At 67.3% G+C, this 19,058-nt stretch carries 25 protein-coding genes and 1 pseudogene; 3 read left to right on the forward strand and 23 right to left on the reverse strand.

Going from position 1 to position 19,058, the window contains the following annotated elements; all coding sequences use genetic code 11:
* Positions 1-151 precede the first annotated feature (151 nt).
* On the forward strand, positions 152-1,141 hold the full coding sequence (gene coaA / locus ACZ6KY_RS27500) for a type I pantothenate kinase (protein ID WP_469312961.1): 990 nt from the start codon (positions 152-154) through the stop codon (positions 1,139-1,141).
* A gap of 42 nt (positions 1,142-1,183) precedes the next feature.
* A complete protein-coding gene (locus ACZ6KY_RS27505; RefSeq protein WP_469312962.1) occupies positions 1,184-2,137 on the forward strand; it encodes a DUF389 domain-containing protein in 954 nt (317 codons plus the stop codon).
* 86 nt (positions 2,138-2,223) lie between these two features.
* Here the strand turns inward: ACZ6KY_RS27505 and glmM are convergent, their stop codons facing one another.
* The 4 genes and pseudogenes from glmM to ACZ6KY_RS27525 all read right to left on the reverse strand — a co-directional run bounded on the left by glmM (position 2,224) and on the right by ACZ6KY_RS27525 (position 6,207).
* Positions 2,224-3,582: a phosphoglucosamine mutase gene (glmM, locus tag ACZ6KY_RS27510; protein WP_469312963.1), complete on the reverse strand. Its 1,359-nt coding sequence runs from the start codon at positions 3,580-3,582 to the stop codon at positions 2,224-2,226.
* 196 nt (positions 3,583-3,778) lie between these two features.
* Positions 3,779-4,306 carry a 30S ribosomal protein S9 gene (gene rpsI / locus ACZ6KY_RS27515; RefSeq protein WP_469312964.1) on the reverse strand — a complete coding sequence of 176 codons (528 nt, stop codon included), beginning with the start codon at positions 4,304-4,306 and terminating at the stop codon, positions 3,779-3,781.
* Between the two features lie 42 nt (positions 4,307-4,348).
* Complete coding sequence (gene rplM, locus ACZ6KY_RS27520; RefSeq protein ID WP_168529673.1) at positions 4,349-4,792, reverse strand: 50S ribosomal protein L13; 444 nt, start codon at positions 4,790-4,792, stop codon at positions 4,349-4,351.
* A gap of 223 nt (positions 4,793-5,015) precedes the next feature.
* Positions 5,016-6,207 (reverse strand): annotated as a pseudogene (locus ACZ6KY_RS27525) (glycosyltransferase family 87 protein).
* Between the two features lie 74 nt (positions 6,208-6,281).
* Here ACZ6KY_RS27525 and ACZ6KY_RS27530 point away from each other — a divergent pair.
* Complete coding sequence (locus tag ACZ6KY_RS27530) at positions 6,282-7,169, forward strand: hypothetical protein (RefSeq protein WP_469312965.1); 888 nt, start codon at positions 6,282-6,284, stop codon at positions 7,167-7,169.
* Positions 7,170-7,350: 181 nt separating this feature from the next.
* Here the strand turns inward: ACZ6KY_RS27530 and truA are convergent, their stop codons facing one another.
* The 19 genes from truA to rplX all read right to left on the reverse strand — a co-directional run bounded on the left by truA (position 7,351) and on the right by rplX (position 19,058).
* Complete coding sequence (gene truA / locus ACZ6KY_RS27535) at positions 7,351-8,217, reverse strand: tRNA pseudouridine(38-40) synthase TruA (RefSeq protein WP_469312966.1); 867 nt, start codon at positions 8,215-8,217, stop codon at positions 7,351-7,353.
* 92 nt (positions 8,218-8,309) lie between these two features.
* Complete coding sequence (gene rplQ, locus ACZ6KY_RS27540; RefSeq protein ID WP_266761767.1) at positions 8,310-8,807, reverse strand: 50S ribosomal protein L17; 498 nt, start codon at positions 8,805-8,807, stop codon at positions 8,310-8,312.
* A 125-nt stretch (positions 8,808-8,932) separates the two neighbouring features.
* Positions 8,933-9,955, reverse strand: coding sequence for a DNA-directed RNA polymerase subunit alpha (locus ACZ6KY_RS27545; protein WP_003966937.1), 1,023 nt, complete (start codon positions 9,953-9,955; stop codon positions 8,933-8,935).
* 114 nt (positions 9,956-10,069) lie between these two features.
* Positions 10,070-10,474 (reverse strand): 30S ribosomal protein S11, encoded by a 405-nt coding sequence (gene rpsK, locus ACZ6KY_RS27550; RefSeq protein WP_006376016.1) that lies wholly within the window; start codon positions 10,472-10,474, stop codon positions 10,070-10,072.
* Between the two features lie 69 nt (positions 10,475-10,543).
* Positions 10,544-10,924, reverse strand: a complete 381-nt coding sequence (gene rpsM / locus ACZ6KY_RS27555; RefSeq protein ID WP_081218901.1) for a 30S ribosomal protein S13 — start codon at positions 10,922-10,924, stop codon at positions 10,544-10,546.
* A gap of 218 nt (positions 10,925-11,142) precedes the next feature.
* Positions 11,143-11,256: a 50S ribosomal protein L36 gene (gene rpmJ / locus ACZ6KY_RS27560; protein ID WP_003998809.1), complete on the reverse strand. Its 114-nt coding sequence runs from the start codon at positions 11,254-11,256 to the stop codon at positions 11,143-11,145.
* 68 nt (positions 11,257-11,324) lie between these two features.
* Positions 11,325-11,546 carry a translation initiation factor IF-1 gene (infA, locus tag ACZ6KY_RS27565; protein ID WP_003948620.1) on the reverse strand — a complete coding sequence of 74 codons (222 nt, stop codon included), beginning with the start codon at positions 11,544-11,546 and terminating at the stop codon, positions 11,325-11,327.
* 292 nt (positions 11,547-11,838) lie between these two features.
* Positions 11,839-12,678, reverse strand: a complete 840-nt coding sequence (map, locus tag ACZ6KY_RS27570; protein WP_469312967.1) for a type I methionyl aminopeptidase — start codon at positions 12,676-12,678, stop codon at positions 11,839-11,841.
* A gap of 222 nt (positions 12,679-12,900) precedes the next feature.
* Entirely contained in the window at positions 12,901-13,557 is a 657-nt protein-coding gene (locus ACZ6KY_RS27575) for an adenylate kinase (protein ID WP_469312968.1), read from the reverse strand.
* The gene (gene secY, locus ACZ6KY_RS27580; RefSeq protein ID WP_469312969.1) at positions 13,557-14,870 is read right to left on the reverse strand and encodes a preprotein translocase subunit SecY; all 1,314 of its coding nucleotides are present in this window, start codon (positions 14,868-14,870) and stop codon (positions 13,557-13,559) included. Before secY ends, ACZ6KY_RS27575 begins: the two co-directional genes overlap by 1 nt.
* A 244-nt stretch (positions 14,871-15,114) precedes the next feature.
* Complete coding sequence (rplO, locus tag ACZ6KY_RS27585; protein ID WP_189190330.1) at positions 15,115-15,570, reverse strand: 50S ribosomal protein L15; 456 nt, start codon at positions 15,568-15,570, stop codon at positions 15,115-15,117.
* Between the two features lie 2 nt (positions 15,571-15,572).
* Entirely contained in the window at positions 15,573-15,755 is a 183-nt protein-coding gene (gene rpmD / locus ACZ6KY_RS27590) for a 50S ribosomal protein L30 (RefSeq protein WP_055553514.1), read from the reverse strand.
* Positions 15,755-16,360 (reverse strand): 30S ribosomal protein S5, encoded by a 606-nt coding sequence (rpsE, locus tag ACZ6KY_RS27595; RefSeq protein ID WP_006376045.1) that lies wholly within the window; start codon positions 16,358-16,360, stop codon positions 15,755-15,757. The genes rpmD and rpsE overlap by 1 nt, the downstream gene beginning before the upstream one ends.
* Before the next feature lie 66 nt (positions 16,361-16,426).
* Positions 16,427-16,810 (reverse strand): 50S ribosomal protein L18, encoded by a 384-nt coding sequence (rplR, locus tag ACZ6KY_RS27600; RefSeq protein WP_168510320.1) that lies wholly within the window; start codon positions 16,808-16,810, stop codon positions 16,427-16,429.
* A gap of 3 nt (positions 16,811-16,813) precedes the next feature.
* Positions 16,814-17,353, reverse strand: a complete 540-nt coding sequence (gene rplF / locus ACZ6KY_RS27605) for a 50S ribosomal protein L6 (protein WP_469312970.1) — start codon at positions 17,351-17,353, stop codon at positions 16,814-16,816.
* Positions 17,354-17,377: 24 nt separating this feature from the next.
* Entirely contained in the window at positions 17,378-17,776 is a 399-nt protein-coding gene (rpsH, locus tag ACZ6KY_RS27610; protein ID WP_190037509.1) for a 30S ribosomal protein S8, read from the reverse strand.
* Positions 17,777-17,986: 210 nt separating this feature from the next.
* On the reverse strand, positions 17,987-18,172 hold the full coding sequence (locus ACZ6KY_RS27615; RefSeq protein ID WP_003948630.1) for a type Z 30S ribosomal protein S14: 186 nt from the start codon (positions 18,170-18,172) through the stop codon (positions 17,987-17,989).
* Between the two features lie 5 nt (positions 18,173-18,177).
* Positions 18,178-18,735, reverse strand: a complete 558-nt coding sequence (rplE, locus tag ACZ6KY_RS27620) for a 50S ribosomal protein L5 (protein WP_401340369.1) — start codon at positions 18,733-18,735, stop codon at positions 18,178-18,180.
* Entirely contained in the window at positions 18,735-19,058 is a 324-nt protein-coding gene (rplX, locus tag ACZ6KY_RS27625) for a 50S ribosomal protein L24 (protein ID WP_469312971.1), read from the reverse strand. The genes rplE and rplX overlap by 1 nt, the downstream gene beginning before the upstream one ends.

Below are 19,058 nucleotides of genomic sequence, written 5' to 3' on the forward strand. Positions count from 1 at the left end.
ATCGGAAATTTCCAAGCAGCCACGAGGCTCCCCAGCGATCGACATGTCGAGGGTCCGGCACCCATGTGACGCACCCCCGCACGTCGGGGGCCCGGCACCCACGTGACGCACCCCACCTCCCACCTCGTTCAAACTCCGTTAACAATGGACTGTGATCTCTCCGGTCTCCCCGTTGCCGCGGAGCGCCCACCGGTCCAGGCCGGAGGCGACTCCCTACGTCGATCTCACCCGTGCCGAGTGGAGCGCGCTGCGCGAAAAGACGCCGCTCACGCTGAACGCGGAGGAGCTCGAGAAGCTGCGCGGCCTCGGCGATGTCATCGACCTCGACGAGGTGCGGGACATCTATCTGCCGCTGTCCAGGCTGCTGAATCTGTACGTCGGCGCCACGGACAGGCTCCGAGGCGCGCTCAACACCTTCCTCGGTGAGAAGGGCTCGCAGTCCGGCACCCCCTTCGTCATAGGCGTCGCCGGTTCCGTGGCCGTGGGCAAGTCCACCGTCGCCCGGCTGCTCCAGGCGCTGCTCTCCCGCTGGCCCGAGCACCCCCGCGTCGAGCTGGTCACCACGGACGGGTTCCTGCTCCCCACCAAGGAGCTCGAAGCGCGCGGGATGATGTCCCGCAAGGGCTTCCCCGAGTCGTACGACCGCCGGGCGCTGACCCGGTTCGTCGCCGACATCAAGGCGGGCAAGGACGAGGTGACCGCGCCTGTCTACTCGCATCTGATCTACGACATCGTGCCCGGCGAGCGGCTCACCGTCCGCCGCCCGGACATCCTCATCGTCGAGGGCCTGAACGTGCTCCAGCCGGCGCTGCCCGGCAAGGACGGCCGCACCCGCGTCGGCCTCGCGGACTACTTCGACTTCAGTGTGTACGTCGACGCCCGCCCCGAGGACATCGAGCGCTGGTACCTGAACCGGTTCGGCAAGCTCCGCGCGACGGCCTTCCAGAAGCCCGACTCGTACTTCCGCAAGTACACCCAGGTCTCGGAGGAGGAGGCCCTCGACTACGCCCGCACGACCTGGCGCACCATCAACAAGCCGAACCTGCTGGAGAACGTGGCCCCCACCCGCGGCCGGGCGACCCTCGTCGTGCGCAAGGGCCCGGACCACAAGGTGCAGCGCCTGAGCCTGCGCAAGCTGTAGACCCCCGGGACCGGCTCCGGCACGTGCGGCTACTGTGCGGCCATGCTGCACCTGCGCCTGATCACGCCCCCGGACCTGACCGACGACGTCGTCGGCCTCATCGAGCGCACGGTCGGCACCGCTCACCTCGTGGTGCTCCCCGGCGCTGCTCGCAGTCCGGTGGGGGACGTGGTGATGTGCGACGTCGCCCGCGAGGCGGGTGACGAGCTCATCGGCGGGCTGCGGGAGATGGGGATCGACCGCACGGGCTCGATCGCGGTCGAGGACATCGACCTGTCCCTGTCGAAGCGGGCCGACAAGGCCGAGGAGGAGGCTCCGGGCGAGGGCGTCGACGCGGTGCTCTGGGAGCACCTGGAGGAGGCCACGCACGAGGAGTCCACGCTGTCGGTCACCTACGTCGCCTTCATCACGATCGCCACGATGATCGCGGCCTGCGGTGTGGTGCTCGACAACGCGGTGCTGATCGTGGGCGCCATGGCGGTGGGGCCGGAGTTCGGCCCGCTGGCCGGGCTGTGCACGGCGATCGTGCAGCGGGGGCGGCGCCTTGCCCTGCGCTCCCTGACGGCACTGCTGGCCGGTTTCGCGATCGCCATGGCGATGACGGTCCTCTTCAGCCTGTTCATGGACGGGGTGGGGCTGTTCAGCGAGGCGAAACTGGAGGGGCCGCGCCCCAACACCGGGTTCGTCTACGCCCCGGACTGGTTCTCCTTCGTCGTCGCGGTGCTCGCGGGCGCCGCCGGCATGCTGTCGCTGACCTCGGCGAAGTCCGGGGCCCTGGTCGGTGTGGCGATCTCCGTGACGACGGTCCCGGCCGCCGCGAACGCCGCGGTGGCCCTGAGCTACGGCGACATGGGCCAGACCTGGGGCTCCACCAAGCAGTTGCTGTTCAACCTGCTCGGCATCGTGGTCGCCGGCACACTCACGCTGATGGCCCAGAAATGGTTCTGGGCGATGCAGCGCAGGCGCCGGGTCGTCCGGCCGGAACCCGCCCGGTAGCGGACCGCCCTGCGGTACCCGCCGCTCCCAGCAGTGAGGCCCGGCTCCCCTGGGGGTGCCGGGCCTCACGTATTCAGGCGGAGGGACTAGCCGAGCGCCGACTTCACCGCGTCGGCGAGGCGGGCGGCCACCGACCGGGCGTGGTCGATGTCGGCGGCCTCGACCATGACACGGACGAGCGGCTCGGTGCCGGAGGGGCGCAGCAGCACGCGTCCGGTGGTGCCGAGCTCGTGCTCGGCGTCGGCCACCGCGGTGGCCAGCTCGGCGGAGGAGTTCACCCGCGACCGGTCGACGTCGGGCACGTTGATGAGGACCTGCGGCAGCCGCTCCATCACCGAGGCGAGGTCGCGGAGCGTACGGCCGGTCTGGGCGACGCGGGCGGCGAGCAGCAGGCCGGTCAGCGTGCCGTCGCCGGTGGTGGCGTGGTCGAGGATGATGACGTGCCCGGACTGCTCGCCGCCGAGGGCGTAGCCGTGCCGCTTCATCTCTTCCAGGACGTAGCGGTCGCCGACCCCCGTCTGGACGAAGGCGAGGCCCTCGCGCTCCATGGCGAGTTTGAACCCCAGGTTCGACATGACCGTCGCGACAACGGTGTCGGAGCGCAGTGCGGAACGCTCCCGCATCGCCAGCGCGAGGACGGCCAGGATCTGGTCGCCGTCGATCTCGTCGCCCGTGTGGTCCACGGCGAGGCAGCGGTCGGCGTCGCCGTCGTGCGCGATGCCGAGGTCGGCGCCGTGCTCGACGACGGCGGCCTTGAGGAGCTCCAGATGGGTGGAGCCGCAACCGTCGTTGATGTTGAGCCCGTCGGGCTCCGCGCCGATCGTGATGATCTCGGCACCGGCCAGCGCGAAGGCCTCGGGCGAGACCCGGGCGGCCGCGCCGTGCGCCTCGTCGAGGACGACCTTCAGACCGTCGAGGCGGTTCGGGAGAACACCGATGAGGTGGGCGATGTACTGGTCGGAGCCCTGGTCGTAGGAGGTCACCCGGCCGACGCCGGAGCCGGTGGGGCGGTCCCAGGGAGCGCCGGTGCGGTGCTCCTCGTAGACGCCCTCGATCCGGTCCTCCAGCTCGTCGGCGAGCTTGTGCCCGCCACGGGCGAAGAACTTGATGCCGTTGTCGGGCATGGCGTTGTGGCTGGCGGAGAGCATCACGCCGAGGTCGGCACCCAGCGCCCCGGTGAGATGGGCCACCGCCGGGGTGGGCAGCACACCGACGCGCAGGACGTCCACACCGGCGCTGGCGAGGCCGGCGACCACGGCGGCCTCCAGGAACTCCCCGGACGCGCGCGGATCCCGCCCGACCACGGCCACGGGCCGGTGGCCCGCGAACGTGCCCGCCTCGGCGAGTACGTGCGCCGCTGCCACGGAGAGCCCGAGCGCGAGCTCGGCCGTCAGATCCGCGTTGGCGACACCGCGCACGCCGTCCGTGCCGAAGAGTCGTCCCACTTGTCCTCCTGAGAAAGCTGCAGAGTACGGAATTCCCCCGAAGGATACGGATGTCATCCGATCACATGAGCCTTTGAGCACCTTGTGCCGTTATACGCCCAACCACTGTGATAAACGAACGCCCCGGCGGCACTGTGGTGTGCCGCCGGGGCGTTCGGAGCTACGCGTACTGACGCGCAGAAGCAAGCAGCGAAGATTAACGCTTGCTGTACTGCGGGGCCTTGCGGGCCTTCTTGAGACCGGCCTTCTTGCGCTCGACCGCACGGTCGTCGCGCTTGAGGAAGCCGGCCTTCTTGAGGGCGGCGCGGTTGTTGTCCACGTCGGCCTCGTTCAGCGCACGGGCCACGCCGAGGCGCAGGGCACCGGCCTGACCGGAGACACCGCCACCCGAGATACGGGCGACGACGTCGTAGCGGTTGTCGAGCTCGAGCACCTTGAAGGGCTCGTTGACTTCCTGCTGGTGCACCTTGTTGGGGAAGTAGTCCTCAAGGGTGCGACCGTTGATCTTCCACTTGCCGGTGCCCGGGACGATCCGGACGCGGGCGATGGCGTTCTTGCGACGGCCCAGGCCGGCGGCCGGCTGCGGGTCGCCGAAGCGGCCCGCGAGCGACTCCGAGGTGTACTCGCCCTCGACGGGCACCTCGGACTCGGTGGTGTAGCTCTCGATGTCGACAAGCTCGGTCTCAGTCTCTTCGACCGGCTGCTCAACGGTGGTCTCGGCCACGATTCTCCTCAGATTCTTTTTCGTCTTAGGGGGTGGCCGGAACTACTGCGCGACCTGGGTGATCTCGAACGGGACCGGCTGCTGCGCAGCGTGCGGGTGGTTCTCGCCCGCGTAGACCTTCAGCTTCGAGAGCACCTGACGGCCCAGGGTGTTCTTGGGAACCATGCCCTTGATGGCCTTCTCGACGGCCTTCTCGGGGTTCTTCGCCAGCAGCTCGTCGTAACGGACGGAGCGCAGACCACCCGGGTAACCGGAGTGGCGGTACGCCAGCTTCTGGGTCTTCTTGTTGCCGGAGAGGTGCACCTTGTCGGCGTTGATGATGATGACGAAGTCACCAGCGTCGACGTGGGGCGCGTAGATCGGCTTGTGCTTGCCGCGCAGAATGTTCGCAGCAGTGGTCGCCAGACGACCCAGGACGACATCCTGGGCGTCGATGACGTACCACTGGCGAGTGATGTCGCCGGGCTTGGGGCTGTACGTACGCACGGTCGTAGCCTTCGCTTCTTCAGTGAGTGGGTCCTGACATGGCCACCACGGACGATCACGACAGCCCTGACCGCACTGCGGTGACGCATACCGCGTGCTGGTCGCTGGTCATCAGCCCCGGTGGACCGGTGTAAGGGCCCCTCACGTGAGAATGAGCAAGCCAATACACATAACGAACTGCAAGCTTACCCGCGCTGCCCCGGAAGGGTCAAAACGCGAGTGCTCACACCCTCGACACCCGTCGTCCCTGTCGCGGAGCGACGAAGTGTTCGGGGCCGCCGAGCGGCAGATGCCGGGGACGCCGGAGCGCCACCGATGCAGTCAATACACACAGGGTAAAGCAGTCCCGGAAGGAACGCCGGGTCGCCGCTTCCAGCCAGGGCCAGTCGGCGCCGGGCACCTGGGGCACCAGAGCCAGCCAGAACCACGGTCCGCGGGCCGCCGAACCGGGATACGGCAGCCCCGCGAGCAGCAGCGGCATCACGACGAGCAGATAGTGGTCGTACGACGGCCTGGACACCAGGAACGCCGAGAGCATCAGCAGCACCGCGCTCTCAACAAGCCGCAGCGGCCCGGGAACTCCGCGGGACCAGCGCCGGTACGCGCCCACGGCCCCGGCACCCGCCGCCGCGCACGCGAGCGCCACCGCCGCCCAGGACGGCACCCCGAGCCGCGGCGGCACGGCCACCGGAGAAGCTTCGTAAAGGTGTACGAATCGATCATGGCCGCGCAACAGGAACGGCAGCGTCCGTGTGACGAACGCCGCAGTATCGGGCATCAGCAGTGCCGCCCCGCCGGACGCCAGGGCCGGCACCAGGACCACCGCGGCCGGCCCCCGCCACCTGCGCGCGAAGAGGAAGAGCAGCGCCACCGGCGCGAGCAGCGGCTTCAGGGCGAGGGCCGCGCCGATGACGACGCCCGCCCACCCCCACCGCTCCCGCGCGGCCGGCAGCAGGGCCAGGGGCAGCGCGGCGGCGGTCACCCTCCAGTTGCCGAGCGAGACCAGGTGCCCGAAGGGCGCGAAGCCCAGCGCGAGCCCGGCGGGGCCGAGCACCCCGAGGCGGCTGCGCAAGGGGACCCCGTGCACCCGCAGTGCCCAGACCCAGCCCGCCACCAGCAGAGCGGTCACGGTCGAAGGGACCAGCACCCGCAGCGCGTACGCCGGGAGCAGCGTCTGCGGCACCGCGGCGAGCACAGCGCTCGGGAGATAGAGGAAGCGCCGGTCGGCGTAGGGCGAGCCGCCGTCCAGCCAGGCGCGCGGCCAGTACGACGATCGCGTTGTCCATCCCGCCCGTGGCGGTGTCGCGCGCGGCCCCCACGACACGCGCGCACAGCACCGCACCCGACACCGCCCACGCGCGCCAGGAGGCCCTACGTACCAACCACCCGGAGATGCCGCTTTTGCCCGTACGCATTCAGATCACGCTAGGGGCTCAAGTGCCCGGTGGAGCGGACCGGCACCCCCCAACGCCCGTCTAAGATGCGGCGCATGAGTTATGGGCAGGGTGGGCAGGGGCAGCCCCCGTGGGACCCCTGGAAGCCGGGGTCTCAGCAACCGCCTCAGTGGGGCAATCAGCGGTCTGCCGGGAATCCCGACTGGGCCGCAATGGCAGAGGCTTCCGAAACGCGCAACAGGCGCCGCAAAGTGCTGTTCATCGTGGGCGGGGCCCTGGCCACCGTCGCGGTCGGCACGGCCGTGGCCATGGCCGTCGCCAACGCGAACGGGAGTAACCAGGCGGGGAATCAGCCGTCCAAACTGCCCGCCAGCGCGGACATCCCGGGTGCCACGACGCCGGCTCCGTCCTTCGCGCCGACCTCGGCTCCGCCGCCGCTGGATCCGAAGCAGTTCATAGCCAGCGCGCAGAAGGACACCGCGCCGCTGAGCCCGGACATCCTCTTCCCCGGTACGCAGCTCACCATGGGCGACCGCGTGTACCGCAAGGGTCCGACGGCCGACACGAAGAACTGCGCCTCGGCCGCGAAGGGCACGCTGCCGCCGGTCCTCACCAAGGACGGCTGCACCCGCTTCATGCGCGTCACCTACGTCAAGGACGGGGTGGCGGTGACGGTCGGCGTCGCGGTCTTCGACACCGAGGCCCAGGCGAACAAGGCCAAGGCCGACGCGGACACCAAGAGCATCATCGCCTCGCTGCCCGGCAACGGCATCAAGGCGTTCTGCGACTCGGCGGTCTGCCGTTCGACCACCAACGCCTACGGCCGTTACGCCTACTTCACCCTCGCCGGCTTCACCAACGGCAAGGACGTGACGGCGAAGGACACGGCGGTGTTCACGACCGGCGACGATCTCGCGGAGTTCGCCTTCCGCCAGATCAGCCGGCGGGGCCAGGCCCAGGCGTCGGCCGCGGCCAACCAGTAGCGGTTCCGGGCGGCGGCCGACGAACACCGGCCGCCGCCCCGCTCCGCCGCCCACGATCACTCGCGATCGTTCACGGCCATCAAGTGGATCCCGGTACCGGGCAGTTGAAGCGCTATCAGCTGAGACTCCCTCAGTTGAGGTTCTCCCAGCCGAGGCTCCCCCCGGCGGTACCGCCCAGGTGTCAGCAGGTCTCGCAGCCGCCCGCGCCCGGCAACGTCCGCTTGTTCCGGGCCTCTTTGTTCCGCGCGGCCAGCAACTCGTCCGCGGGGTAACCGACTTCTTCGAGCGTCAGCCCGTGCGGCCGTACGACATGCACGGCCGAGTCCCGTACGGCGGCGGCGAGCACCTTCCCCGGCCACTCGGGCCCCCGGTGCCCGTCCCCCACGAACAGCAGGGCCCCGATCAGCGACCGCACCATGTTGTGGCAGAAGGCGTCGGCCCGCACGGTGGCGGTGATGACCCCGTCCTCGCCGCGCACCAGGCTCAGTTCCTGGAGCGTACGGATGGTCGTCGCGCCCTCGCGCTTCTTGCAGTACGCGGCGAAGTCGTGCTCCCCCAGCAGCCGTTCGGCCGCCTCGTTCATGGCGTCCACGTCCAACGGCCAGTCGTGCCACAGGACATGACTGCGCAGCAGCGGGTCGACACCGCCGGGTTCGTCGGTGACGCGATAGGCGTAGCGCCGCCAGACCGCCGAGAACCGCGCGTTGAAACCGGCCGGCGCCTCGGTGAGCGACCACACCCGCACGTCCTTCGACAACCTCCCGGCCAGCCGCTTCAGCAGTTTCTCCCGGTGCTCCGCCCACAGTTCCCCGGGCAGATCGACATGGGCCACCTGGCCGCGCGCGTGCACCCCGGCGTCGGTCCGCCCGGCCACGGTCAGCTCGTACGTCGTGTCCTTCGTCCGCGTCACCGTCCGCAGCGCGTCCTCGATCTCGCCCTGCACGGTCCTGCGTCCCCCGGCCTGCTTGGCCCACCCGGAGAACTCGCTCCCGTCGTACGACAGGTCCAACCGCACCCGCACGAACCCGGGCTCCGCTTCGTCACTCACACCTAGATCCTCTCAAGCCCGGGCATCTCCCCGGCGACGCGAAAGCGGGCCCGCCCCCGAAGGGACGGACCCGCTCACAGCAAGGCAGTGCCTCAGGCGTCCTTCGACTCCTCGGCGGGAGCCTCAGCGGCGTCCTCGACCTTGGTGTCCTCGACCTTGGCCGGAGCCTCGGTCTCCTTGACGGCACGCTTGGTGGCCGCCTCGGCCTCACCGGTGGCCTGCTGGGCCACGGTCAGGGCCTCCACCAGCTCGATGACAGCCATGGGCGCGTTGTCGCCACGGCGGTTACCGATCTTGGTGATACGGGTGTAGCCACCCGGGCGGTTCTCGTAGCGCGGGCCGATCTCGGTGAAGAGCGTGTGCACGATGCTCTTGTCCGTGATCACCGAGAGCACCTGACGGCGGTTGTGAAGGTCACCCTTCTTCGCCTTGGTGACCAGACGCTCCGCGTAGGGACGCAGACGACGGGCCTTGGCCTCGGTGGTGGTGATGCGGCCGTGCTCGAAGAGCGACTTCGCGAGGTTCGCGAGGAGCAGCTTCTCGTGCGCGGCACTGCCGCCCAGACGGGCACCCTTGGCGGGCTTCGGCATGGTTTCTCCTAGGTGTCTGCCCCGGCCGTATCAGGTACCGGGGACAGTGTCCGAGCGGGCGATTGCCCGTCGAAGATCCGGGGTCCCGGAGGACCCCGGAGGACGGAAGCCGTCCCAGTACTGGCTCAGTACTGCTCGGTCTCCACGAAACCCGCGTCCGCGTCGTCGTCGGCGCCGAAGGCGTCGGCGGCGGCGGTCGGGTCGAATCCGGGCGGGCTGTCCTTGAGGGCCAGGCCCATGCCGGCCAGCTTCGCCTTGACCTCGTCGATGGACTTCGCGCCGAAGTTGCGGATGTCCAGGAGGTCGGCCTCGGAGCGGGCGACGAGCTCACCCACGGAGTGGATGCCCTCACGCTTGAGGCAGTTGTACGACCGAACGGTGAGCTCGAGCTCCTCGATCGGCAGGGCGAGATCAGCGGCGAGGGCGGCGTCCGTGGGGGACGGGCCCATGTCGATGCCCTCGGCGTCGATGTTGAGCTCGCGGGCCAGACCGAACAGCTCGACCAGGGTCTTGCCGGCCGACGCCATGGCGTCACGGGGACGCATGGCCTGCTTGGTCTCGACGTCGACGATCAGCTTGTCGAAGTCGGTGCGCTGCTCGACACGGGTCGCCTCGACCTTGTACGTGACCTTCAGCACCGGCGAGTAGATCGAGTCGACCGGGATGCGCCCGATCTCCTGACCGACCTGCTTGTTCTGGACGGCGGAGACGTAGCCGCGACCGCGCTCGACGGTCAGCTCCATCTCCAGCTTGCCCTTGCCGTTGAGCGTGGCGAGGACGAGGTCGGGGTTGTGGACCTCGACACCGGCCGGGGGCGCGATGTCGGCGGCGGTGACCAGACCCGGGCCCTGCTTGCGCAGGTACATCACGACCGGCTCGTCGTGCTCCGAGGAGACGACCAGCTGCTTGATGTTGAGGATCAGGTCGGTGACGTCCTCCTTGACGCCCGGCACGGTGGTGAACTCGTGCAGGACACCGTCGATGCGGATGCTGGTGACAGCGGCTCCGGGGATCGACGAGAGGAGGGTGCGGCGCAGGGAGTTGCCGAGGGTGTAGCCGAAGCCCGGCTCCAGCGGCTCGATCACGAACCGGGAGCGGAATTCGTCGACGACCTCTTCGGTCAACGAGGGACGCTGAGCAATCAGCATGTTGCGATCCTTCAGTCATGGGCGCCCGCTATTTGACGCCCTGCTGCTACTGCAAGGGTACGGGCGGCACGCCTCCAGGGAGACGTACCGCCCGAAACCTAAGACAACCGTGCGTCAGACGCGGCGGCGCTTCGGCGGACGGCAGCCGTTGTGCGGGGTGGGGGTGACGTCCTGGATGGAGCCGACCTCGAGGCCAGTGGCCTGGAGGGAGCGGATCGCGGTCTCGCGACCGGAGCCCGGGCCCTTCACGAAGACGTCAACCTTGCGCATGCCGTGCTCCTGCGCGCGACGGGCAGCCGACTCGGCGGCCATCTGCGCGGCGAAGGGGGTGGACTTGCGCGAGCCCTTGAAGCCGACGTGGCCGGCGGAGGCCCAGGAGATCACGTTGCCCGCGGGGTCCGTGATCGAGACGATCGTGTTGTTGAACGTGCTCTTGATGTGAGCGTGCCCGTGAGCGACGTTCTTCTTTTCCTTGCGGCGCACCTTCTTGGCAGCGCCCTGACGACCCTTGGGGGGCATCTATTTCTCCTACGGGGAGGTGGTCGGTCCTACAGCGAAGACCGCTGATGAAGCGTTGTCCGCTGAGGACTACTTCTTGCCCGGCTTCTTCTTACCGGCGATGGCGCGACGCGGGCCCTTGCGGGTACGAGCGTTCGTGCTGGTGCGCTGACCGTGCACGGGCAGGCCACGACGGTGGCGAATACCCTGGTAGCAGCCGATCTCGATCTTGCGGCGAATGTCGCCCTGGATCTCGCGACGGAGGTCACCCTCGGTCTTGATGTTGGCGTCCACGTACTCGCGGATCTTGACCAGCTCCTCCTCGGAGAGGTCACGAACGCGCGTGTTGGGGTTCACGCCAGTCTCGGCCAGCGTCAGCTGGGAAAGCGTCCGGCCGATGCCGAACACGTAGGTGAGGGCGACCTCCACACGCTTTTCGCGCGGGATGTCAACACCGGAAACGCGTGCCATTCAATGGCTCCAGTTGTCGTTCGGAGGTCTTCCGCAGAACCGGATCCCGCCCGCCGTCGCGCCCTGATCCAAGGGATCGGGCATTCGGTACGAACCGGGTCCCCGGCCTCCGACCGGGGGTGTCAGGCCTGATGAGACTCAGCCCTGGATCCTGCGTATGAACATGTACTGCTGCGTCGCGCGAAGTATCTGCGGAGTGCAGAAGGTGCGGTCGTGCGTCAGCCCTGGCGCTGCTTGTGGCGCGGGTTTTCGCAGATGACCATGACCCGACCGTGACGGCGGATCACCCTGCACTTGTCGCAGATCTTCTTGACGCTCGGCTTGACCTTCATTAGGTGAGGTTCTCCGGGTCAGTGCCACCCCCCGCGCCCCGGAACCGGGACACGGAGCAAGGCAAGATCTACTTGTAGCGGTAGACGATCCGGCCGCGCGTCAGGTCGTACGGAGACAACTCCACCACGACCCGGTCGTCAGGGAGGATGCGGATGTAGTGCATGCGCATCTTGCCGCTGATGTGCGCCAGGACCTGGTGGCCGTTCTGGAGCTCCACCTTGAACATCGCGTTCGGAAGAGACTCAACGACAGTGCCCTCGATCTCGATGGCACCTTGCTTCTTGGCCACGCTTTGCCCTTCGAATCGACTACCTTGATCGACTCCGCGCGAGCGCATGCAGACATGCGGGTGCACGAGAGCCGACGAGTCAGTCTACGTCAGGGCCCCCGGAAAGACGAATCCGCCGCCGCCCTCCTCCGCCACTCATGACGATGCCCCACCCGTCTGCGCGGTATGCGCGACGGGCGGGGCTGGCCGATCGCCCGGCCGACGGAGAAAGGGAGGGGACGAAAAGCGAAAAGAGTTATCGAACGTGAGATCGATATCAGGAGATCTCGCGAACGCCCGTACGGGCGGTGCCTCAGCCCGCGAGGGGATCGGGCGCCGCCGTGACCCCGTACTCGGCGAGCTTCGCCCTGCCGCAGTCGGGTGCCGTCAGGACCAGCGGCCCTTCCTCCGTCAGCGCCACGGAGTGCTCCCAGTGCGAGGACCAGGTCCCGTCCGTGGTGATCACGGTCCAGTCGTCCTCGAGCACGTCGGTCCGCGGTGTGCCGAGGGACACCATCGGCTCGATCGCGAGGCAGAACCCGGGGACCAGCTTCGGCCCCTTCCCCCGCTTCCGCTCGACGTAGTTCAGGAGGTGCGGGTCCATGTGCATCTCGGTGCCGATGCCGTGGCCGCCGTAGTCCTCGATGATCCCGTACTTGCCGCCGCCCGGCTTCGGCTGCCGGCGGATGTAGGTCTCGATGGCCCGCGAGACATCGACCAGACGGTTGCCCGCCTTCATGGCCGCGATACCCGCCCACATCGACTCCTCGGTCACCCGGGAGAGCTCGATCAGCTCCGGGGCGTGTCCGGTGCCCACGAAGGCCGTGTACGCGGCGTCGCCGTGCCAGCCGTCCACGATCGCGCCGGCGTCGATGGAGATGATGTCGCCGTCCTTCAGGACGGTCTTGTCGTCCGGGATGCCGTGGACGACGACCTCGTTCGCCGAGGTACAGATCGTCGCGGGGAAACCGCCGTACCCGAGGAAGTTCGACTTGGCGCCGTGCTCCTCCAGGACCTTGCGGGCGACCTCGTCCAGATCCCTGGTGGTCGCACCGGGCACGGCCGCTTCCCGCGTGGCCGCATGGATCGCCGCGACGACCAGCCCCGCCTCACGCATCTTGGCGATCTGCTCGGGAGTCTTGATCTGCACCATGGTGGCTGCGGCCTTTCTGGACCGGGACTACGGACTGCTCCAACGATACGGGGGACTGGACCCACCCCGCCCGGGGTCGGGGACCCCTGCCGCGCACAGGGCCTTCGCCCCGCTCGCCTCGCACGTCGGCCGCGGCACCCGGTGAGGGTGCCGCGGCCGACGCGACGTACTGCTTCACGCACCCCGCGATACGCGCGTACCGCGGAGCCGGTCCCGCACGGACTAGGCGTCCTCGCGGGACAGCGCCTCCATCGCGCGCGCCGTGACGTCTTCCACCTTGCCGAGCGCCGGGATCGTGACGACCAGGCCCTGGGCCTTGTAGTAGTCGATGATCGGCTCGGTCTGCGTGTGGTAGACCTCCAGCCGCGTGCGGACGGTGTCCTCGGAGTCGTCGTCACGCTGGTACAGCTCGCCGCCGCAGACGTCACAGACGCCTTCCTGCTTCGGCGTCTTGTACGACACGTGAAAGACGTGCGACGAGTCGTTGCGGCAAATGCGACGGCCCGCGATACGGCGGACCACCTCGTCCTCGGGGACCTCGAGGTCCAGCACCGCGTCCAGCTTCATGCCCTCGGTGCTCAGCATCTCGTCCAGCGCCTCGGCCTGCGAGACGTTGCGCGGGAAGCCGTCGAGCAGGAAGCCGTGCTCCGCGTCGGGCTGCTCCATGCGGTCCTTGGCCATGGCGATGGTGACCTCGTCCGGTACCAGTTCGCCCTTGTCCATGTAGGACTTCGCCAGCTTGCCGAGTTCCGTCTGCCGGGAGATGTTGGCACGGAACAGGTCGCCCGTTGAGATGTGCGGGATCCCCAGATTCTTGGCGAGGAACGCGGCCTGCGTTCCCTTCCCGGCACCGGGCGGCCCGACGAGGACGATTCGCATCAGCGGAGGAACCCTTCGTAATTGCGCTGCTGAAGCTGACTCTCGATCTGCTTCACCGTCTCGAGACCGACACCCACGATGATCAGGATGCTGGTACCACCGAACGGGAAGTTCTGGTTTGCCCCGAAACCAACCAACGCCACCGTCGGCACGAGAGCGATCAGCCCCAGATACAGCGAACCCGGCCAGGTGATCCGGTTGAGTACGTAACTCAGGTACTCAGCGGTCGGCCGGCCAGCCCGGATGCCCGGGATGAAGCCACCATACTTCTTCATGTTGTCGGCTACTTCCTCGGGGTTGAACGAGATCGCCACGTAGAAGAACGCGAAGAAAACGATCAGAAGGAAGTACATCGCGATGTAAACCGGGTGGTCACCCTTGGTCAGGTTCTGCGTGACCCACGTCTTCCACCCGGAATTGCTCTTCGAGAACTGGGCGATCAGGCTCGGAATGTAGAGCAGCGACGAGGCGAAGATGACAGGGATCACACCTGCCTGGTTGACCTTCAGTGGAATGTAGGTCGACGTACCACCGTAGGAACGGCGGCCGATCATGCGCTTCGCGTACTGGACCGGAATCCGGCGCTGCGCCTGCTCGACGAACACCACCAGGCCGACCATGCACAGACCGACCGCGATGACCGTGCCGAACTCGATCCAGCCACCGGCCAGCTTGCCCTGGATCTTGACGGTCCACAGCGCGCTCGGGAAGGTCGCGGCGATCGAGATGAACATGAGGATCGACATGCCGTTGCCGATGCCGCGGTCGGTGATGAGCTCACCGAGCCACATGACGACACAGGTACCGGCGGTCATCGTGATGACCATCGTGATCGTGGTGAAGATCGACTGGTCCGGCACGATCTGGTTGGCCACGGGGCAGCCCGTGAACAACGCGCCGCTGCGGGCGGTGGCCACCAGGCCGGTGCCCTGCAGGATGGCGAGAGCGACCGTCAGATAACGCGTGTACTGCGTGATCTTCGCCGTACCGGCCGAGCCCTCCTTCTTGAGGGCTTCCAGTCGCGGGATCACCACGGTGAGCAGCTGGAGAATGATGCTCGCCGTGATGTACGGCATGATGCCGAGCGCGAAGATCGTGATCTGCAGCAGCGCGCCGCCGCTGAACATGTTGATGAGGCTGAACAGCCCACGGTTCGAGTCGGCCGCTTGCATGCACGACTGGACATTCTTGTAGTCCACGCCAGGGATCGGAATGTGGGTACCGACCCGGTAGACCACGATGATGCCGAGCGTGAAGAGCAGCTTCTTGCGCAGGTCGGGCGTCCTGAACGCCCGGGCGAACGCGGTGAGCACGGTGCCTCCTGCGACCCCCGCGCTACTGCGTCAGAGGTGACGGTCTTGAGGTTCGACGGATGACTGACAGCTAACCAACAGTCAAAGCCCGTCCGGAGTTCCCGTGAGGCACGCCGGACGAAAATTAACAGTGCAGGCCACCTTACCGGCGACACTGCCCCCCTAGGAACGACCAACCGGGGATGCCCCTTTTGTGGGGCACCCCCGGTCGGGTTCGTTCAGGTCATCGAGACGCCTGATGAAATCAGACGAGTTCGGTGACGGTACCGCCGGCGGCGGTGATCTTCTCCTTGGCGGAGCCGGAGACGGCGTCGACCGTCACCTGCAGCGCCACGGAGATCTCGCCCTGGCCGAGGACCTTGACGAGGCTGTTCTTGCGAACGGCACCCTTGGCGACGAGACCCTCGACGGTGACCTCGCCACCCTCCGGGTACAGCGCGCCCAGCTTGTCGAGGTTCACGACCTGGAACTCGGTCTTGAACGGGTTACGGAAGCCCTTCAGCTTCGGAAGACGCATGTGGAGGGGCATCTGGCCACCCTCGAAGCGCTCCGGAACCTGGTAGCGGGCCTTCGTGCCCTTGGTACCACGACCAGCCGTCTTACCCTTCGACGCCTCACCACGACCAACACGGGTCTTGGCGGTCTTGGCGCCCGGGGCGGGACGGAGGTTGTGGATCTTGAGCGGGTTGTTTTCCGCCATGATCAGTCGACCTCCTCGACCGTCACGAGGTGGCGGACGGTGTGAACCATTCCGCGGAACTCGGGGCGGTCCTCCTTGACGACCTGCGTGTTGATGCCCTTGAGACCAAGGGAACGCAGGGTGTCACGGTGGTTCTGCTTGCTGCCGATGTACGACTTCGTCTGCGTGACCTTGAGGCGAGCCATTACGCACCCGCCCCGGCACGTGCACGAAGGAGAGCCGCGGGGGCGACGTCCTCGAGGGGCAGACCACGGCGAGCCGCGATCTCCTCGGGACGCTGCAGACCCTTGAGGGCCGCCACGGTCGCGTGCACGATGTTGATCGCGTTGGAAGAACCGAGCGACTTCGACAGGATGTCGTGAACGCCGGCGCACTCCAGGACAGCTCGCACCGGGCCACCGGCGATAACGCCGGTACCGGGGGAAGCAGGCTTGAGCAGGACGACGCCCGCGGCCTTCTCGCCCGTGATCGGGTGCGGGATGGTGCCCTGGATACGGGGGACCTTGAAGAAGTGCTTCTTGGCCTCTTCAACACCCTTGGCGATCGCGGCCGGCACCTCCTTGGCCTTGCCGTAACCGACACCGACGGTGCCGTCACCATCGCCCACCACGACCAGCGCGGTGAAGCTGAAGCGACGACCACCCTTCACAACCTTGGCGACGCGGTTGATCGCGACAACGCGCTCAACGTACGCGGTCTTCTCGGCGGCAGCAGCGCCGCCGTCACGGCCCTTCCGGTCCCGCCGCTCGCCGCCACCGGCACCGCTTCCGCGGCGCTGGGGTCCAGCCATTGGATTACCTCTCTCTTTTTCCGCTAGCTACGCAGCGACAATCAAGTCGCTAGCGCGACGGGCGACTCAGAACTTGAGTCCGGCTTCGCGGGCGGCGTCCGCCAGGGCGGCGATGCGCCCGGCGTACTGGTTGCCACCACGGTCGAATACGACAGCCTCGACACCGGCGGCCTTGGCGCGCTCGGCGACCAGGGCGCCGACCGACTTGGCCTGCGCGGACTTGTCGCCCTCGGCACCGCGGACCGTGGTGTCCAGGGTCGACGCCGACGCGAGGGTGTGACCCTTAACGTCGTCGATGACCTGGGCCACGATGTGACGGTTGGAGCGCGTCACGACCAGGCGCGGACGCTCAGCCGTACCCGAGATGTGCTTACGGATCCGGATGTGACGACGCTTGATGGCAGCACGCTTGTAAGCGTCGCCCTTAGCAATCTTGACACCGTATGCCATGGCTTACTTACCCGCCTTTCCGACCTTGCGCCGGACGACTTCGCCCTCGTACTTGACGCCCTTGGCCTTGTACGGGTCGGGCTTGCGCAGCTTGCGGATGTTGGCCGCAACCTCGCCGACCTTCTGCTTGTCGATTCCCTCGACCGAGAAGTGCGTCGGGTTCTCGACCTTGAACGAGATGCCCTCGGGCGCCTCGACCGTGATCGAGTGGCTGTAGCCGAGCGAGAACTCCAGGTTGGAGCCCTTCGCCAGGACGCGGTAACCGACACCGCTGATTTCGAGCTTCTTCACGTAACCCGTGGTCACGCCGGTGATCATGTTCGCCACCAGCGTGCGGGACAGGCCGTGGAGGGCCTTGTTCTGACGCTCGTCGTTCGGGCGGGTGACGTTCAGAACGCCGTCCTCGCCCTTAGCGATATCGATCGGCGCCGCAATGGTGTGAGAGAGGGCGCCCTTGGGGCCCTTCACCGCAACCGTACGGCCGTCGATGGTGACGTCCACGCCGGCGGGAACCGTGATGGGGAGCTTGCCAATACGCGACATAGCTGTTTCCTCCGTTCCCTTCCGCTACCAGACGTAGGCGAGAACTTCTCCGCCTACGCCCTTCTTGCCGGCCTGCTTGTCGGTGAGGAGACCGTGCGACGTGGAGATGATCGCCACGCCGAGGCCGCCAAGCACCTTGGGCAGGGAGGTGGACTTCGCGTAAACCCGGAGACCGGGCTTGGAGATCCGCTTGATGCCCGCGATGGAGCGCTCACGGTTCGGGCCGAACTTCAGCTCGAGAACGAGGTTCTTGCCGACCTCGGCGTCCTCGACCTTCCAGCCCGTGATGAAGCCCTCCTGCTGGAGGATCTCCGCGATGTGAGACTTGATCTTGCTGTGCGGCATCCCCACGGTGTCGTGGTACGCCGAGTTCGCGTTACGCAGACGCGTCAGCATGTCCGCGATCGGATCAGTCATGGTCATGAATTGGCCTTCGGCCTCTCTCGCCGGGGTTTCCTGTATGCGCCATCCCTCTCCCCACTCATGGGCGGGACGGGTGCGGTGCGGGGACCTACGGCGTAGTAAGTCGTCTGGGCGTCAGGTGCCCAACCCTCCTAGCCTAAGCCATGGAGAGGTGGGCACCTGACAGAGCCCTTTACTTACCGAGAGTCCTGGATCCCTGAATTACAGGGACTACCAGGAGCTCTTGGTTACGCCCGGCAGCTCGCCACGGTGAGCCATCTCACGAAGGCAGACGCGGCACAGGCCGAACTTGCGGTACACGGAGTGCGGACGACCGCAGCGCTGGCAGCGCGTGTAGCCACGCACACCGAACTTGGGCTTACGAGCAGCCTTGGCAATCAGAGCCTTCTTCGCCATCTCGCTTACGCCTCCTTGAAGGGGAAGCCGAGGTGACGAAGGAGCGCGCGGCCCTCAGCGTCGTTGGTCGCCGTGGTCACCACGGTGATGTCCATACCCCGGGTGCGGTCGATCTTGTCCTGGTCGATCTCGTGGAACATGACCTGCTCCGTGAGACCGAAGGTGTAGTTGCCACGGCCGTCGAACTGCTTGGGGGACAGACCACGGAAGTCGCGGATGCGCGGAAGCGCGAGCGACAGGGTGCGGTCCAGGAACTCCCACATGCGGTCGCCACGAAGCGTGACGTGGGCACCGATCGGCTGACCCTCACGCAGCTTGAACTGCGCGATGGACTTGCGGGCCTTGGTGACGGCCGGCTTCTGACCGGTGATCGTGGTCAGGTCACGGACGGCACCGTCCATGAGCTTGGAGTCACGGGCGGCGTCGCCGACACCCATGTTGACCACGATCTTGACGAGGCCCGGGGTCTGCATGACGTTCTCGTAGGAGAACTCTTCCTGCAGCTTGCCCGCGATCTCCTCGCGGTACTTCGTCTTGAGACGCGGAGTCGTGGTGGTAGCCATCAGATGTCCTCACCCGTCCGCTTGGCAACGCGGATCTTGTTGCCCTCGTCGTCGAAGCGGTAACCGACGCGCGTGACGACCTTGTTGCCGTCCTTCTCAACGACCAGCTGGACGTTGGAGACGTGGACGGGCGCCTCGGTCGTGACGATGCCACCGGCCTGCGAACCCGTGGCGGTGGGTCCGGCCTTCGTGTGCTTCTTGACCCGGTTGACACCCTCGACCAGGACGCGCTCGTCGCGCGGGTAAGCGGCAATGACCTTGCCCTGCTTGCCCTTGTCCTTACCGGTGATGACCTGAACCAGGTCGCCCTTCTTGATCTTCAT

It is taken from the genome of Streptomyces sp. NPDC042002 (assembly GCF_055588305.1).